The 17103-nt window shown below is 52.8% G+C and carries 14 protein-coding genes and 1 tRNA gene; 9 read left to right on the top strand and 6 right to left on the bottom strand.

The genetic code is table 11. The features are described from left to right. The first annotated feature begins 30 nt into the window (after positions 1 to 30). Positions 31 to 1482: a sensor domain-containing diguanylate cyclase gene (locus ACIDF8_RS02880; protein ID WP_412009112.1), complete on the top strand. Its 1452-nt coding sequence runs from the start codon at positions 31 to 33 to the stop codon at positions 1480 to 1482. Here ACIDF8_RS02880 and mutM read toward each other — a convergent pair. Genes mutM through ACIDF8_RS02855 form a run of 5 tightly spaced genes read right to left on the bottom strand, consistent with a single transcriptional unit; the run spans position 1479 to position 6404 of the window. Beyond that, entirely contained in the window at positions 1479 to 2336 is an 858-nt protein-coding gene (mutM, locus tag ACIDF8_RS02875) for a bifunctional DNA-formamidopyrimidine glycosylase/DNA-(apurinic or apyrimidinic site) lyase (protein ID WP_412009111.1), read from the bottom strand. The genes ACIDF8_RS02880 and mutM overlap by 4 nt on opposite strands. 1 nt (position 2337) lies before the next feature. Beyond that, positions 2338 to 3234 carry a DUF4340 domain-containing protein gene (locus tag ACIDF8_RS02870; RefSeq protein ID WP_412009110.1) on the bottom strand — a complete coding sequence of 299 codons (897 nt, stop codon included), beginning with the start codon at positions 3232 to 3234 and terminating at the stop codon, positions 2338 to 2340. 36 nt (positions 3235 to 3270) lie between these two features. Further along, a complete protein-coding gene (locus ACIDF8_RS02865; RefSeq protein ID WP_412009109.1) occupies positions 3271 to 4665 on the bottom strand; it encodes a GldG family protein in 1395 nt (464 codons plus the stop codon). Between the two features lie 30 nt (positions 4666 to 4695). Beyond that, entirely contained in the window at positions 4696 to 5439 is a 744-nt protein-coding gene (locus ACIDF8_RS02860) for an ABC transporter permease (protein ID WP_412009108.1), read from the bottom strand. A 23-nt stretch (positions 5440 to 5462) separates the two neighbouring features. Beyond that, a complete protein-coding gene (locus tag ACIDF8_RS02855; protein ID WP_412009107.1) occupies positions 5463 to 6404 on the bottom strand; it encodes an ABC transporter ATP-binding protein in 942 nt (313 codons plus the stop codon). Positions 6405 to 6687: 283 nt separating this feature from the next. Between ACIDF8_RS02855 and ACIDF8_RS02850 the strand changes: the two genes are divergently transcribed. The 8 genes from ACIDF8_RS02850 to pth all read left to right on the top strand — a co-directional run bounded on the left by ACIDF8_RS02850 (position 6688) and on the right by pth (position 14095). Further along, positions 6688 to 8406: a tetratricopeptide repeat protein gene (locus ACIDF8_RS02850; RefSeq protein ID WP_412009106.1), complete on the top strand. Its 1719-nt coding sequence runs from the start codon at positions 6688 to 6690 to the stop codon at positions 8404 to 8406. A 5-nt stretch (positions 8407 to 8411) separates the two neighbouring features. Beyond that, entirely contained in the window at positions 8412 to 9038 is a 627-nt protein-coding gene (gene lolB, locus ACIDF8_RS02845) for a lipoprotein insertase outer membrane protein LolB (RefSeq protein ID WP_412009105.1), read from the top strand. Positions 9039 to 9115: 77 nt separating this feature from the next. Further along, entirely contained in the window at positions 9116 to 10591 is a 1476-nt protein-coding gene (locus ACIDF8_RS02840; RefSeq protein ID WP_412009104.1) for a surface-adhesin E family protein, read from the top strand. A gap of 38 nt (positions 10592 to 10629) precedes the next feature. After that, positions 10630 to 11511, top strand: coding sequence for a 4-(cytidine 5'-diphospho)-2-C-methyl-D-erythritol kinase (gene ispE, locus ACIDF8_RS02835; RefSeq protein ID WP_412009103.1), 882 nt, complete (start codon positions 10630 to 10632; stop codon positions 11509 to 11511). 45 nt (positions 11512 to 11556) lie between these two features. Beyond that, positions 11557 to 11633: transfer RNA gene (locus ACIDF8_RS02830), tRNA-Gln, on the top strand. Positions 11634 to 11757: 124 nt separating this feature from the next. Further along, complete coding sequence (locus ACIDF8_RS02825) at positions 11758 to 12693, top strand: ribose-phosphate pyrophosphokinase (protein ID WP_412009639.1); 936 nt, start codon at positions 11758 to 11760, stop codon at positions 12691 to 12693. Positions 12694 to 12803: 110 nt separating this feature from the next. Continuing rightward, entirely contained in the window at positions 12804 to 13412 is a 609-nt protein-coding gene (locus ACIDF8_RS02820; RefSeq protein ID WP_412009102.1) for a 50S ribosomal protein L25/general stress protein Ctc, read from the top strand. Positions 13413 to 13522: 110 nt separating this feature from the next. Continuing rightward, entirely contained in the window at positions 13523 to 14095 is a 573-nt protein-coding gene (pth, locus tag ACIDF8_RS02815; RefSeq protein WP_412009101.1) for an aminoacyl-tRNA hydrolase, read from the top strand. 33 nt (positions 14096 to 14128) lie between these two features. Here the strand turns inward: pth and ACIDF8_RS02810 are convergent, their stop codons facing one another. After that, positions 14129 to 16897: an EAL domain-containing protein gene (locus tag ACIDF8_RS02810; RefSeq protein WP_412009100.1), complete on the bottom strand. Its 2769-nt coding sequence runs from the start codon at positions 16895 to 16897 to the stop codon at positions 14129 to 14131. Between the last annotated feature and the right edge of the window lie 206 nt (positions 16898 to 17103).

Genomic DNA, 17103 nt, shown 5'->3' with positions numbered 1-17103 from the left:
AGTGCTGTTCTGGCATCTTCAGGTTATTTTATGGTCGTAAACAAGCGTTTCTATACCGTTATTCTCAGTGCAATCGTACTGGCGGGGTTTGTGGCGACTAGCCTGATCGGCTACTTCGTGGCCAAAGACTCATTGACTGAGCGCTTGCAGCAGGAAATGCTGCCGCTGACCAGCGATAACATTTACTCTGAAATCCAGCGGGACCTGCTACAACCCTTGCTGATTTCATCGCTCATGGCGAACGACGTCTTTGTGTTTGACTGGGTCAATGGCGGTGAACAAGATGCCAGCAGAATGACCAGTTACCTGGCTCAAATCCAAAAAAAATATAACACCATCACCGCCTTCTTTGTCTCAGAGAGTTCACTGAACTACTACCACCCTACTGGCGTCATCAAGCAGGTTTCCAAAAAGAATCCAGACGACAGCTGGTATTTCACCGCCAAGGATGCCCCACACCCTTATGTGATTAATATAGACCGTGATACCGCCGACCACAAACGGCTCAGCATCTTCGTCAATTACCGCATTGAAGATAAATCCGGCAAATTTATTGGCGTGATCGGCGTAGGCTTGTCCTTGCAAACGGTGGTGGAATTGATTGAAAACTACCAGAAACGCTATGGCCGTGAAATTTACTTCGTCAACCGCCAGGGCGAGGTGATGCTACAAAGCAGCCATTACCACTCTGAGCTGCACCTGCAGAACAAGTCCGGCCTGGACAAAGCGTTTTTAAAGGTACTGACCTCTCCGAGCGCGTCGTTTTCTTTTAAAACCAATAACGGTAGCACGCTTTACCTCAATAGCCGTCTGGTGCCCGAGTTTGACTGGTACCTGATTGTGGAGCAAGTGAATGATCCAAGTTCTGAGCGCATTGAAACCGCGTTTATGATTAACCTGGCGGTGGCCCTGGTGATTAGTGCCATCGTGCTGTTCCTCGCCCACGTGGCTGTACGTGGCTACCATGACAAACTGGAGGCCATGGCCACCCAGGACAAATTGACCGGCGTCACCAGTCGCCAGGTGTTTGAGTTTTACTTCCAGCAGGCCGAGGCCCGCCGCAAACGCCGGGATGAGGCTTTATCGCTGGTCTTGATTGACATTGATCTCTTCAAGCAGGTAAATGACTCTTATGGTCACGAAGCGGGGGACCGCGTTCTGGCCCGTGTCGCGCAACTGATTAAATCACATGTGCGTGAAGAGGATGTGGTGTGCCGCTGGGGTGGCGAAGAGTTTTTATTGTTGCTATCAGGTTGCAATCTGCAGCATGCCCGCGATATTACTGAACTGATCCGCTCTGCGGTGGCCGGACTGCAGTTTCATTTTAACAACAAGGTGGTTCATATCACGGTCAGTGCCGGCGTGGCCGAGATGCACAACGATGAATCCATGGGCCAGGTGGTAGAGCGCGCCGACCACCACTTATATGCAGCAAAACGGGCCGGGCGCAATTGCATACGCCCCGATGTCGATGAAGCCTAACGCTGCTTGAGCACGGCCAGATCGGCTGGTCGTGGCTGACAATGGGCGCAGTAGAAAGTCGAGCGTTGCCCAAGGCGGATATTCTGAATAGGACGCGCGCACACGCGGCAAGGCTCGCCAGTACGGCCATACACGGTATACGTCTGCTGAAAATACCCGGGATTGCCGTCTGCGCCAAAAAAATCACGCAAGCTGCTTCCACCCGCGGCTAGCGCAGACTGCAAGGTCGCCTTGATTTCTTGTACCAGTAACGCGCACTGTGCCAGCGTCAGTGCTTTGGCTGGTGTTTCAGGGTGGATGCGGGCACGGAAAAGCGACTCACTTGCATAGATATTACCGACACCGACCACCACATGACCATCCATAATGGTGGTCTTGATCGGGGCGTTGCGCGTACGTAACTGCTGGTAAAGATATTCGGCATTAAATGCATCTTCAAGCGGTTCCGGGCCCAAGCTGCTCAGTAACGCATGCTGCAATGGCGCCTGCCCCAGCCATAACACGGCGCCAAAGCGGCGGGGATCGCGTAAACGGATCACCCGGCCATCGGCAAAGCGGATATCAAAGTGGTCGTGCTTTTCTGCAGGAAAGTCGCGTTCCAGCAGGCACAACCGGCCAGACATCCCCAAGTGTAATAACAGCACGCCTGCGGGCGCATCGGTGCCAATCTCGGCAAGAATATATTTTGCACGCCGGGTCAGCTTGAGCAGGCGTTGTCCTTGCAGGTGCTGCGGCAATTCGGCAGGAATCGGCCAGCGCAGCCCATGATGACGGATCGTGACCTGCTCAATCAGCGCACCCTCTACCGGCAACAAGCCACGGCGCGTGACCTCGACCTCGGGTAATTCAGGCATATTACTTCTGCAGGTTGACGGGTGGGTTCACCATCGTAAAGCCCGTGTCGTTACTAAAGTGATAAATAATGCCCTCGTCCGGACGTGCCAACTGGTATTCCGGGGATTCCTGCAGTTTATCAAAGTGGATTTTCTTACCATCCCGCAACAACACCTCAAAGGAGGGGTAGGTTTGCCTGCGGTCTGGCGTATAAAACTCGACAGACACCGCTTGCGCCTGCACCCAGCTGAAATCCATCCACTCATTCAGTTCATTTTGTGTTGGTTTGGCTTTAGGATCATTGACGGTCCACTTGCCATCGGTAGAGAGCTGAACCTTCAAGGCATTGGCTTCCCACTGTTCCAGGTGGGCTAGGTCAAAGCCAGCCAATTGCTTGCGCTCAGTGGGCGCTAATGGCATCTTATCCACCATCTCAATTGGTTGGGTCGAGGCTGCCTCACTATACTGGCCAGCCAGCAGATAAACCTGACCGGCATAGCCCACATATTGCTCTTCCGTAACGGGGTTATACGTGCCAAAAGTAAACACCTGATCCCCTTTAGGACCTGAGAGCGTCAGTTTCAACACCGGTTGATCAAGGCCATATTTAGCCGCGTCTTGCAGCGGCAGCTTGGTGGCTGTGGTAGCGGCAATAATGGAAATAATCCGTTGTACCGAAGGCTGGTCAGCCCGGGCTGCGTAGGGTTTACGCATCATCCAGTAGCCATTTTGTTTTTCAAAAATGGTCGGCGCTTTGGCAGCAAACTCGGCTTTTACCGCATCAAAATCTGCCATTTTGAGGCTGGACACCTCAAACTTGGACGACGGCGCTTGCGCTTGTGGTTGCAAATGCAGGAACACCGCAATGCCCACCACCACCGCCAATAACAACAGATTCAATAACCATCTTTTTTTCATGACTCAACGACTCCCCACCGCTTACCGCAACCGACATTATGCCTTGCGGCGTCTCCACCACAAGAACAAGCCAGCCACAAACAACCCGACCGGGATAAAGTACTGGAAGGCATGGAACACACTCCAGGCCACCAGGCGGCCCTGGTCAGTGGCAGGAATCGTGACATTGATATCCTTGAGCGGCATAGGCTGAATAGTAATCAAGCGGTCATCTCCCGCCAGCCAGTTGATGATATTGATGCCTAAATCGAGGTTGCCGCCATTGGTGATAAAAGTGTTGGCGAGGAAGTTGGCATTGCCAATGACCACGACACGCTGGCCTTTTTTACCGTATTGGCGCTCCAGTGCGACCCCAATATTGATCGGACCCGCCTTATCCTTGCCCTGGTCAAAACTGACCTTGAGGTTTTGTGCCCCGGCCGGAATCTTGTCGGACTCGAGCCAGCCATTGGGGGCCACATCAATCAGACGCCCGACTTTCCAGCCCAGGTCATCCGACGCCTGGCCATCGACTTGATGTGCCTCAGGGAACACCGTGCGCAGCATAAAGTTACGGGTAATCGGGTGATCGCCATACTGGCTGGCAAACGCCATTTTCGGGTCTGCTCCATATTGCTCGGCGGCACGGTCAACCACAATGCCTGCGGACACCTTAATGCCAAGATAATCCGCCACTTCCTGCAAGCCATGCAGATTATCGTCATCCAATAGCCACAACACATTGCCGCCCGCCTCGATATAGGCTTTGATCTTTTTCGCTTCTACCGCAGAAATATCTACCTGTGGCGCAGCAATCACCAGCATGGCGCCGTTGGCAGGCACAGCCTGGGCAATGGTCAGATCAGGGTTAGCAAATTTAAAGCCTTTGCTCTCCAGCTGTTTGCCAAACTCCCCCAAGTCATGGTTCTTGACGCCTTGCAACAAGCGCTCACCATGACCATCCAGATACATCACCGGCTGGTTGTTGGTACGCGACAGGCGCACCAGCAAATTGGTCATTTCCTGCTCGGCAAACGGGGGGGTAATGTGCTCGCTGCGCTTGTTATATTCAACAATGGTTTCGCCATCTACTTTTACGCCGGCCTCTTGGGCCAGTTTGGGCTCTTCAGACGGGTTGATAAACTTGATAAATACATTTTTCTTTTCACGCTGGTAACGGGCAACAAAATCCAGCATGCCTTTACGGAAGGTGTCGCCGTTATTGGCATCATCATTGGTGGCAAACACAGTGATATTGATGTCGCCATCCATCTGCTTGAGGACATTCACACTGCCCTGGGTCAGGATATTACGGTTTGCCTGGGTAATATCCTTGGCCCAACGGTATTGGCTGGACAAATAGCCCAGCATGACCACCAGCGCCAGAAACACCAGCACAAACATCCAGTTTTGTGCCAGTAACTGCCATCTAAACTTACGGTTAATTTTCATAGTACTTTCAAACTCGACAACAATGCGGGCTTAACCGCGCAAACGATCTGCATCCAGACGACGGATCGTCAGGGTAATAAAGGTGAGGATAAACAGGGCAAAATAAGCCAGGTCAGCCGTATCAATCAAACCGCCGGCAAATGACTGGAAATGACGCATGAGTGAAAATTTGAGCATGGTGCTGGTCGGGTCACCCGCAAAAAAACGATCCAGAATCATCAGCACGAACAAGGCAATAAAGCTCAAAATACCGGCAATGATCGGCTGCGCCGTCAAGCTGGAGAAATACAAACCCAAGGCCGCAAAGCTGGACACCAGCAGCAACAGCCCCAGCGAATTGGCGAAAATATAGCCAAAATCAATGTCTGCCCAGATATTCAGGGTGGTGAGCATAACGCCGATGTAAACCACCAGCACACTCAGGAACACCACCAGGCCTAAAAACTTGCCAATGACAATCTCGCTGATGGATAACGGTGCACTGAACAAAAATGGCAAGGTCTGGCTGCGGCGCTCTTCTGAAATCAGGCGCATGGAGAGCAAAGGCACGGCAAACAACATGATGAATGAAGCCAGGCCGTACACGGTCTGACCCACAAATTGGGTGACCCCAATCCGCTCGGCCGGACGGATGGAGCCGGACATCACTTCAAAGTAGTTATTGACGCCATTGAGGTAGTAAGTCCCAAACGAAAACGTCAGCAGGGCCAAAATAATCCACCCCATCGGCGAGGCGAACATACTTTTGAGTTCTTTTCTTGCAATATTCAACATAGGTTAATGCTCTCTAAATCGACTTAAGCTGCTTTTGCAACGTCTGCCTCATGATAAGTCAATTGCACAAACACATCCTCAAGGCTGGTTTGATCGGGCGCAATGTGGAACAAGCCCCAGCCTTGCTGGACTGCTGCCTGCACAATCGCCTCGTGTGGCTGACTACCTTCATGAAAACGGATGCGCCACATGCCTTCTACGGGCTCGACTTCAGACACACCGGCAATGGCGGCAAGGCTAGCCACGGGTGGCGGATTGCGCAACCCCACCAGCAACTTGTTGCCGACGCGCTGCTGCTTGAGTACATCAATACCGCCATTAAACACCAGCTTACCCTTGTCGATGATCTGCACATGGTCACACACCATCTCAACCTCGGGCAAAATGTGGGTAGAGACAATGACGCTGTGCGCCTGGCCAATTTCCTTGATCAAGGCACGGATATCGCGAATCTGGATCGGATCCAGGCCAACAGTCGGCTCATCCAGAATCACCACCATGGGATTGTGTATGATCGCCTGCGCAATGCCGACGCGTTGCTGATAGCCGTTAGAAAGGTTTTCGATCAGCCGCTTGCTCATATGGCTGAGGCCACAGCGCTCTTTGGCGTGCTCTACCGCTTTCTTGATATGTTTGCCTGACACATTATGCAATCTGGCAGCGATCGTCAGGTATTCATCCACCGTAAACTCTTTATAGAGTGGCCGCATTTCCGGCAGGTAGCCGATCAAAGCTTTCGCCTCTTTGGGCTGCTCTATCATATCGATGCCGCAGACTTTGACACTGCCGGCACTGGGCGCGAGGTTTCCCGTTAACATTTTCATGGTGGTGGACTTGCCAGCACCATTCGGACCCAAAAAGCCCAACACCTGCCCTTGCTGCAAACTAAACGTCACATCGCTGACGGCTGCTCGCCCCCCATATAAACGGGTCAATTCAATTGCTTCAACTGTCAAATTTGCCATGATTTCTTCACACACCTTGCGACTGGGAATCTTGCATTCAGGCCTGCCCGCTGGCCGCCAAAACGCAAATCCCTAGACAACTATTTCACCAAAAAGTTATAGTGCTGTAGACGACGCTTTCGCCTGTACTTAAACGCCGATTACAATTTAGTTACAAATCGCACATTATGGATGAACTTGCAGCAACTGTCACGGACTAAACTAAAAATCTAGATGGACACCATCCACCCCAGTCACAGTGATGAACTCATTCATGCAACCTCTTTTTAAACAGGAATCCAGTATGCCTCACACCCGCCGCTTCAATTTGAAAACTCCGTCATTACGCCGTCCAAGACTGGCTGTATGGCTGGGACTGGGGCTGGCGTTGATGGGTAGCCCAGCCTGGTCTGCCAGCGGCACGGCCACCATCACGACGCCGACTGCAGAGTTTGTCTACAAATACCTGCTAGGTGAAGTCGCAGCTCAACGCGGCGAATTTGTACTGGCCGGGCAACTGTTTCTTGATTTGGCAAAACAAACCCGCGATCCGCTACTGGCTGAGCGGGCAACACAAGCGGCCACCATTGCACGCACCCCGCAACTGGCCTTGCCTTCTGCCGAGTTGTGGTCTGAACTGGCCCCCGATTCAATTCCGGCCGCCCAGACCGCCAGCCAATTGCTGATTGCCAATGGCAACCTGGAAAAAGCCATTCCACAGATCCAGAAAGTCCTGGCGAATGAAAATATCCGCGCCAATGCCTTTATGGAACTCAACAGCCTGATGGTGCGTATCACCGATAAAACCAGCGTCCTCAAAACCATACAGCAACTGGCCAAGCCTTATCCCAAGCTCGCCGAAGCACACTTTGCCATTTCGCAAGCAGCTTATTTTGCGCATGACGAGAGCCTGATGAAAGCCGAACTGAAAGAGGCGTCCAAGTTGCGTCCAGGCTGGGAACCACCTGCCCAGATTTATGGGCAAGTATTGATGGAAAAAGACGTACAGAAAGGCTTGGCTTATTACCGCGACTTTTTGAAAACATATCCGGAAGCGGATCAAATCCGCCTGGCATTGGCGCGCGCCTTGCTCATGCAAAAAAATACGACCGAAGCCAAGGCCGAATTCACCAAGCTGCTGGAACGTCACCAGAACAATCCCGATATGAACGTGATTGTGGGTTTACTGGCACTGGATGCCAAAGAATACACTTTTGCAGACCGTTACCTGGAGCATGCGCTAGAAGTAGGCTTCAAGGAGCCCAACAAGGTCTACTTTAACCTGGGCCGCTCTGCGCTTGAGCAAAAAGACGAGTCAAGGGCCTTGCAATGGTTTGACAAGATCACCGATGGCGAACAATTTTTGGCAGCGCGGATGGCGGCAGCCGGGATTATCGCCCGCCGCGACGGGGTCGATGCCGCGATTACCATGCTGGACAATGTGGATGGGCTCACACCAGAACAACAGGCCCTGGTGATTCAAAATGAGGCGCTGATGTTGAGCCAGGCCAAACGCGGCGATGACGCGTATACCCTGCTCGAAAAAGCGGCCAAAACTTTCCCTGACAACCCCGAGTTGCAGTACGACTACGCCCTCAGCGCCGAGCGCAAGGGCAAATACGACATCATGGAAGAGACGCTGACCCGGGTGATCAAAATGAAGCCTGACTTTGCTGCGGCCTACAATGCACTGGGGTACTCCTATGCAGACCGCAATATCAAGCTGATTGAGGCAAAGAGCCTGATTGAGACCGCCACCAAGCTCTCCCCCGAAGATCACTACATCATGGATAGCCTGGGCTGGGTATATTTCCGGCTGGGCGACTTATCCCGCGCCAATGAGGAACTGCGTCGCGCCTATGCCATTCAGCAAGACCCTGAAATCGCTGCCCACCTGGCCGAAGTATTGTGGAAACAAGGCCAGCGTGAAGAAGCGCAACGTATTCTGGATCAGGCATTATCAGCCAATCCAGGCAACGAAATCCTGGTCGCCGTGGCACAAAAACTGAAATCTGCCTTGTAGGCCCTATGCTGCCCACCCATGCGTTCACACGGCTAGCTCAAAGCTGTGGCACTGGCTTATTTGCCCTGATCCTGGCCGGTTGTGCAAGCCAAGCCATCCAGCCCACGCAAAGCAGCGTACCGCCAGCGGCGCTCCACCGTTTTTCGACCTTGCAAGCGGTGCAATCCTTCGCGCTTGAGGCCAAGCTTGCCGTGCAATATGCAGGCAAAGGTTACACAGCAAGGCTGGAATGGCAACACAGCCCGGCACAAGATAGCATGCGTATTTTTAGCCCCCTCGGGCAGCAAGTGGCACTCATAGAGCGCGATGCCAAGCAGGTGACCCTGACGGATCAAAGTGGCAAAATACATCAGGCAAATGATGTTTCCAGCCTGACCGAGCAGCTGTTAGGCTGGCGTTTGCCATTGACCGGTTTAAGCCAGTGGATTTTAGGGTCGCCCCATACCACCAGCCCCTTTCAGGCTAGCTATCTGGAACAGGGCGAACCTGCCCGCCTCATGCAGGACCAGTGGCAAATCGACTATGATGATTACCGCCAGGGATCACTGCAAGGGGTCTCGTTACCATTGCCACATATCACTCGCCTGCAGCAACAGGATGTCCGCCTAAAGCTGGTGATTCAACACTGGTAGCCCGGCGCCCTACACCTGCGGCAACCGCAGCGCATCGCATCAATTAGGGGGAGGCATCCCCTGCCAGCTTTAACAGCTTGCGCGTTAAAGATTCAGGCCATGCCGTCGATAATGGCTATATGCGTTGCAATCTTTTCACCCCTCTCTCGTTTAGAATTTGGCTGCTGGCCTGCCTGTGGCTGAGCCTGGCCTTGCCTGGCGTCAGCGCAGCTGCACAATGGTTGTCGATCAAAAAAACGGACGATAGCCAGCTCATGATAGACAAGCAGTCACTGCTTGAAGAAAAACCCTATATCAAAGCCTGGATCAAGGTCGATTACCGCATCCCACAAAAAAACATAGAATCGGTTGACCGCGTGTATACCCACGCAAAAGCACTCTGGTATTTTGATTGCGATAAGCGCAAGGCGGCCACGATCCAGGTATTCCAGTACGAAGGTGAAGAGCTGGTCTATTCTGCTGGCATCACCGCCAAACAAGCCGACTTTGTAGAGCCGTTGCCGGACTCTGAGGTAGAGATCACCCAGCAGTATGTCTGCAAGTGGCAAGCGAAAGAGAAGCAGCGCGCAGAAGCGATCGCCAAACGTGCCGCCAATCCGGTCATGCCAGCCGTCGCCAATAGCAAAGACAAGCCTGCCGCACCCGATAGCGTCGCGGAGCCAGCCCCTGCGCCCGCAGCAGAACCCGCCAAACCCACAGAGAAAAAAGCGGACAACAAACCTGCCAAAGAGGCCACGCCTAAAGAAGGTAATGAAGCCAAAGGTAAAGACGCAGCAGCCAAGTCCAAAGAGGACGCCGCCAAAGCCGGCAAGACTGAAAAAGCCGAGCCTGCGGCAGATCACACCAAACAAAAAGACAAAGGTAAAACAGCGGCCACAGATGACAAGTCATGGGCCTATAGCGGCGAACACGGCCCAGACAAGTGGGGCAGCTTAAATCCGCAATTTGCCGTGTGCAATGCAGGGAGCCAGCAATCGCCTATCCATGTAGATAATACGATTACCGCAGCCCTTAAACCGATCAAGCGCCTGCAAAAATTCCCGATCAAGAATATTGCGCTTAAGGACCACAGCCTGGTTTTGGACGCGGGCACCGGCAACATGATGGTGCTGGACCAGAAGCCTTACCAGCTCAAATATATCAGCGTGCATGTGCCTGGCGAACATCAGATTAAACAGAAGTCGTATGCTGCCGAGATGCAAATGGTGCATGAAGATAAAGCCGGACACCGCGTGATTATTGCCATCATGATAGAAGAAGGCAGCTCGCACGCAGGCATTGAAAAATTGTTAGGCAGCCTGCCCAGAGAAAAAGAGCAAAGCAAACCGCTCAGCATCCGGGTCACCCCGGCAGACCTGATGCCCGCCAAGCCAGCGTACTATCGCTATAGCGGTTCATTGACTGCACCTCCCTGCACCGAAGGCGTACAGTGGGTCATCATGAAAGAACCGCTCAGGGTTTCCAAGTACCAGCTGGCCAGCCTGCAACAAGCCATCGGCGCGCCCAACCAGCGTCCGTTGCAAGACAGCCAGGGCCGCATGGTGCTTGAATAAGCCGCCCACGTCCTCAGGCATGCTTTACAATAGCGGCCATGCATACACTGAGCTACCCTGCCCCCTGCAAAATTAACCTGTTTCTGCACATTACCGGGCGTCGCCCCAATGGCTACCATACGCTGCAAAGCCTGTTTTTACTGCTAGATCACGGGGACACCCTGCATATCCGTACCCGCCAGGACGGGCAACTCATCCACCTGAACCCGATCGCCGGGGTCCCGGCTGAACAAGACCTCTGCATACGCGCGGCCCGCCATTTACAGCAAGTCAGCGGCTGCACATTGGGGGCTGATATTAGCATTGAAAAACGCACCCCCATGGGCGGCGGCTTGGGCGGTGGCAGCTCGGATGCCGCAACCGTCCTCATGGCGCTCAACCAGCAATGGCAATTGGGCTATACCCGTCAACAATTAATGCAACTGGGCGTCAGCCTGGGCGCAGATGTGCCTGTGTTTATCTTTGGCCAGCCCGCCTGGGCCGAGGGCATTGGCGAACAATTATCTGCGGTTTCACTGCCGCCTCCGCTGCTCGACCAGTATTACGTGGTACTCACGCCGCATGTCGCCGTCCCTACTGCACAAATTTTTGCACATCAAGCATTGACAAGAGACTCGAAACCATTGAGAATAGCGGACTTTTCAAACGGCGCTAATTCCAGCGCGTTCTGGCAGCAAGTCAGAAACGATATGGAAGCGGTTGTTTGCAAGCTTTATCCTCAAGTCGGCGCAACGTTGGCCTGGTTAAAACAATACGGCGATGCCCGTATGAGTGGATCCGGTGCTTCAGTGTTTGTAGCCGTGGATAGTGCAGAAAAAGCGGCGCAGTTAATTGCAAATCGGCCAGAAAACACTTCTGGTTTTTGGGCAAAAGGGTTAGAATACCATCCGCTTTTTGCTTCAGTTGCCGAGGGTGACTAAGCCACACAATGCGTGTGTTAAAGAGAGTAGTAAAGACAAGTTTTTTGGGGAGTCGCCAAGCTGGTTAAGGCACCGGATTTTGATTCCGGCATGCGAAGGTTCGAATCCTTCCTCCTCAGCCAAACATAAGCGTGTAGATTTTACGATTTACACGCTTAAATTTTTTATAGCGCCCAGCCAAGCGCACGGGTGCAGGTTTCAAGACATCGTCATCGCAAAAAGGGTACAACGTTGAGTAACGCCAACATGATGGTATTTACCGGCAATGCCAATCCGGTACTGGCACAAGAAGTGGCCCAGCATTTGGGCATTGAATTGGGGCGTGCCGATGTCGGCCGTTTTTCTGACGGTGAAATCATGCTGGAACTGCTGGAAAATGTGCGTGGCCGCGATGTATTTGTGCTGCAATCAACCAGCTACCCAACCAATGACAGCCTGATGGAAGTCATGGTCATGGTGGATGCCTTACGCCGTTCATCCGCAGGCCGTATTACCGCTGCCATCCCTTATTTAGGTTACTCACGCCAGGACAGACGCCCACGCTCTGCCCGCGTCGCCATTACCGCTAAAGTGGTCGCCAACATGCTGACCAGCGTTGGCGTGAACCGTTTGCTGACCATGGATTTGCACTCTGACCAGATTCAGGGTTTCTTTGATATCCCGGTCGATAACATTTACGCCACCCCGATTTTGCTGGATGACTTAGTCAAACAGAATCATGAAAACCTAGTGGTGGTTTCACCAGATGTTGGCGGTGTAGTGCGTGCCCGTGCTGCGGCCAAGCAGTTGAATGCCGACCTGGCGATTATTGATAAACGCCGCCCCAAAGCCAATGTAGCCAAGGTGATGAACATTATTGGTGAAGTTGAAGGCCGCACCTGCGTCATCATGGATGACATGGTAGATACCGCGAATACCTTGTGTGAAGCAGCCGCTGCGTTGAAAGACCGGGGTGCCAGCAAGGTTGTGGCTTACGCGACCCACCCTGTCCTGTCCGGCGGTGCCGGTCAGCGTATTTCCGGCTCGGCGCTGGATGAATTGGTGGTCACGAATACCATTGCCCTCAATGCAGAGGCACAGGCCTGCAGCAAAGTCCGCCAGTTGAGCGCGGCACCGTTACTGGCCGAAACCATTAAGCGTATCAGCCAGGAAGAGTCAGTGTCTTCGCTGTTTATGGATTAAAACGCCATACATCAATTTGTAACGCATGGATTAATTTTTTGTGCTGCAAGCTGGTCGCGGCTTGCAGTTTTTAGTGCAGTACCGCCTTCGGGCGTTTTTAGGAGTCTCCTATGAGTATCGAAATTAAAGCCGTCAAACGTGACGTTAAAGGTACGGGTGCGAGCCGCCGCCTTCGTCGCGCTGGCAACGTGCCTGGTGTTGTTTATGGTGGTGAACAAGCTGCTGTGTCTATCGAGTTGGACCACAAAGAATTGTTCATGCAATTCCGTCACGAAGCGTTCCATGCTTCCATCCTGAGCCTGGTGCTGGATGGCAAAGCTGAAAGCGTTTTGTTGCGTGATTACCAACTGCACCCAGTACGCAACACCATTCAGCACATCGATTTCCAGCGCGTTTCTGCGACTGAGAAAATCCACGTGAAAGTGCCATTCCACTTCATCAACGAAGATGTGGCCCCAGGCGTGAAAACCGGTGGTGGTAACATCTCCCACATCCAGACTGAAGCTGACGTTAGCTGCCTGGCAAAAGACCTGCCAGAGTTCATCGAAGTGGATCTGGGCAAACTGGAAGCTGGTCACTCTATCCACTTGTCCGAAATCAAACTGCCAAAAGGCATTGAGTTTGTACAACTGGCTCACGGTGATGACGCAGCAGTGGTTTCTATTGCCAAACCACGCGGTGGTAGCGACGAAGCGGCAGAAGAAACGCCTGCAGCTTAAGTGGCTACGGCGGTTATCCGCTACAATAAACGCGCACAGTCATGTGCGCGTTTTTTTTGGTGCCTATCGCACCCCAATTTACTTAAAGTATATTTACTTAGCGTATCAAGATGAGTGGAATAAAACTGATTGCAGGCCTGGGTAATCCTGGCGACAAATACACCATGACCCGCCACAATGCCGGCTTTTGGTTTGTAGACCTGCTGGCACAACAATCCGGCAGCCAGTTGGCAGCAGAAGCCAAGCTATTTGGGATCGCTGGCAAATGGCAGCCTCATAGCGACAGATGGCTACTCAAACCCACCACCTTTATGAACGCCAGTGGCAAAGCCGTCGCGGCCATCGCCAATTACTACAAGATCGCCCCAGCCGAAATTCTGGTGGTGCATGACGAACTGGACTTGCCGCCTGGCCAGGCCAAGCTCAAGTTCGGCGGCGGGCATGGCGGCCACAATGGCTTGCGTGATATTCATGCTGCACTTGGCACCCCGGATTACTGGCGTTTGCGTATCGGCATCGGCCATCCGGGCAACAAGGCCGAAGTCGTCAATTTCGTCTTAAAAGCAGCAGGTAAAGAGGAGCAGCAGGCGATTGATGACAGCATCATTAAAAGCACTGGCATCATGGATTGGCTTGTACTAGGCCAGTTTGAAAAAGCCATGCTGCAATTACACAGCAAATAGCAGGCTTGAGAACCGCTTAGCGCCAGCCATGTTCTAGCGCGTCGTGCTAAGCGGATGACGCTGCCAAGCCTGATACCAGGCCACAAAATCCTCGGTACGTAACGGTGGCGAGAAATAATAGCCCTGCCCAAAATCGCAGCCCATTTCCTGCAGGATGCGCAATTGCCGCAGGTTTTCTATGCCTTCGGCAATCACTTGCATCCCCAGGCTGTGTGCCATGACGATAATCGCCTGGCACAAGGCCCCATCCTCACTGGAGACCCCCAGTTCGCGCACAAACGAACGGTCTATCTTAACGTAATCAATCGAGAATTTTTTCAGGTAGGATAAGGCAGAATAGCCGGTACCAAAATCATCCAGGGCGACCTGTACCCCGGCATGGCGGTATTGTGCCAAGCGTTCACTCACATGCGCATTCGCATCCAGCAGCAAGCGCTCGGTAATTTCAACCACCACCATGCCACGCTGCTCAGGCACTTTGCCCATCTCAGACAACCAGTCCTCCTGTTTGCGGTGGTCTGGCGCGAATTGCACCGGTGACTTGTTAATCGCCATCTGAAATTGCGGATGTAATGCATTGCGCCAAGCCTTGCACTGGGCAATGGCCGTTTTAAACACCCACTCCCCTATCGGGGCAATCAACAGGTTATCTTCGGCAATGCCAATAAACTCCATCGGCGGAATCAAGCCTTTGACCGGATGTTGCCAGCGCAATAATGCCTCAGCCTTGATTACCTGGTTGGTTTGCAGACTCACCACCGGCTGATACTCAAGAAAAAACTCCTGGTTGGCGATGGCCTGGCGTAAATCATGCGACAAGCGCATGCGGTTTTCGGCATGCTGCTGCATGCGTGGTGTAAAGTAGGTAAAACAGTTGCCGCCTTTTTGCTTGGAAGCATACATGGCCTGATCCACCCGCTTCATCAGGTCTTCTTTATTGCTGGCATCATCAGGAAAAATGGCAATCCCCAAACTGGCAGACACATAAGCCAGCGCATCATCTAGCTGGAAAGGTTGTGACAACGTTTGCAGCACACGCTGCGCCAGCGATTCGACATAGCCTGCCGTAGCATCTGCCAGCATGAGGACGAACTCATCGCCGCCTAACCTGGCGACTAAATCCTTATTGCCTACACAGGCCGACAAGCGTTTGGCCGCCTGCATCAATAACTTGTCCCCCTGATCATGGCCCTGGCTGTCATTCACCTCCTTGAAGCGGTCCAGATCGAGAAAGATAATCGCCAGCTTCTGACTGTTGCTTCTAATGGCAGAAACGGCCTGCTCCAGGCGTTCGAAAAACAGGCGCCGATTCGGTAAACCAGTCAGCGTGTCGACATTGGCAAATTGCCAAACCACTTCTTCAGAATGCTTGATCTTGGAGATATCCGCCAGCGTGCCCAGAATACGCGTAGGCTTCCCGGCCTCGTTCCGCATCAAAACCATGCCCCGGTCAAAGACCCACTTCCAGCTGCCATCCTTGCATAACATGCGATATTCAATCGCATACTGCTCCCGCTCCCCGTCCAGCACCTGCTTTTGCAAAGCCCGTACCGACTCGATATCTTCCGGGTGTATTCGCTGCATCCAGGTGGTAGGTTTGTGCTCCAGCTCATGCGGGGCAAACCCGAGCATTTTTTTCCAATGGTCAGAGAACACCACGCGTGACTCAAGCACGCTCCAGTCCCACACCCCATCGCCGGTGCTCTCCATGGCAAACTTCCAGCGTTGCTCACTGCTGGTCAACGCCTGGCTATATTTTTCTACCGTCAAGCGTTCACGGCTAAGCACCATTGAGAGATAGGCCAGACCGGCAAGCAGCAGGCTGGTAAATACACCAATCACCGCCACTTCATTGGCTTCATCCATATCCGTCATGGCCTCAAACGCCTGCGTGGAGCGTGCACGCATACTCCACAAGTGGCCGTGCATATTGAGCGTCTGTGCTGCACTAAAACGGGCTGCGCGTTCATGCGGATGTTCGTCATTGTGGCTAGGGCTATGATAAAGCGGTATCTGCCCGTCTTTGCCGTTCAAATCAAACACATCAAAATGCACCTGCCGCTGCTCAACTACTTGCAATGCTTCTGCCAGAAACGCATGGATATCAAAACGCAAAAATACCCAACCGTTCAACATGCGGCGGCGTTCGGTTGCCGCAATTTCATCCGGCCGCCCGTGATACACCGGCGCATGCAAAAAGTACTGGCGCCCGCTTGGCTGGCTGACAGAGGCCTGCCCAGACATCACCACCTCTTGCGTTTCACTCGCCTGCAATAAATCTGCCCGCAGCCTGGCATCCAGAAAAGCATTTTTCAGCAAGACTTCCTGGTTCTGGTCATTGCGCGGTTCAATATAAAGCACCGGGGCCAGCTCATCATCGCCCTGCACAAACTCCAGCTTGGCCAGCAGGCTTTTCACTGGCATTTCGAGTTCTTTAAACGTCTCAGGATAATTGAGGTGGATATACTTGATAAAGCCAATCGCATTCAAACTGCCGAACTGGGCACTTTGCGTGTAGTCATCGACAAACTGGCGGAACTCTTTGGAGGAAACAAACTGCGAGGAAAGATAAAGATGCTCAACCCCGGTCAACACCTGGCGGTAAGCGTCCATGCGATGCTGAATGGCCTCGGTCGCCGACAGCATGGCCTGACGGAACTTGAACGCCTGCAAGGCTTCTGCATGCTCACGCGCATTCAGCCACAGAACAAAAGTCAGCTGCAAGCCGCAGACCAAAATCACGGCAGCCAGCCAGCGCGACGTCAACAGTTGTTGCCATGAGGCAATCTTCATGCGAAACATCTATCATCCTTTATCAGGAAGTCGCATGACACCATTCAGTATCCCCCGGTCATGCGATTAATTGTTGAGGTTAAAACTTAATCCTGTTCAGGATTTAAGTCAAATCAAGATTGTTTCTGGCTCTATCTTGTGACTAACGGTAAAATATTGGTTTTATTGACTCTTTGCTGCCGTCTCATGCGGCAGCAATCTTCACGCTAAGGTTC

Origin of the sequence: Methylophilus sp. 3sh_L, assembly GCF_046766015.1 — a bacterium.
In the GTDB taxonomy this organism is placed as follows: Bacteria; Pseudomonadota; Gammaproteobacteria; order Burkholderiales; family Methylophilaceae; genus Methylophilus.
Note: the sequence above shows the minus strand (reverse complement) of the source record. Positions and strands in the feature narration are given on the sequence as shown.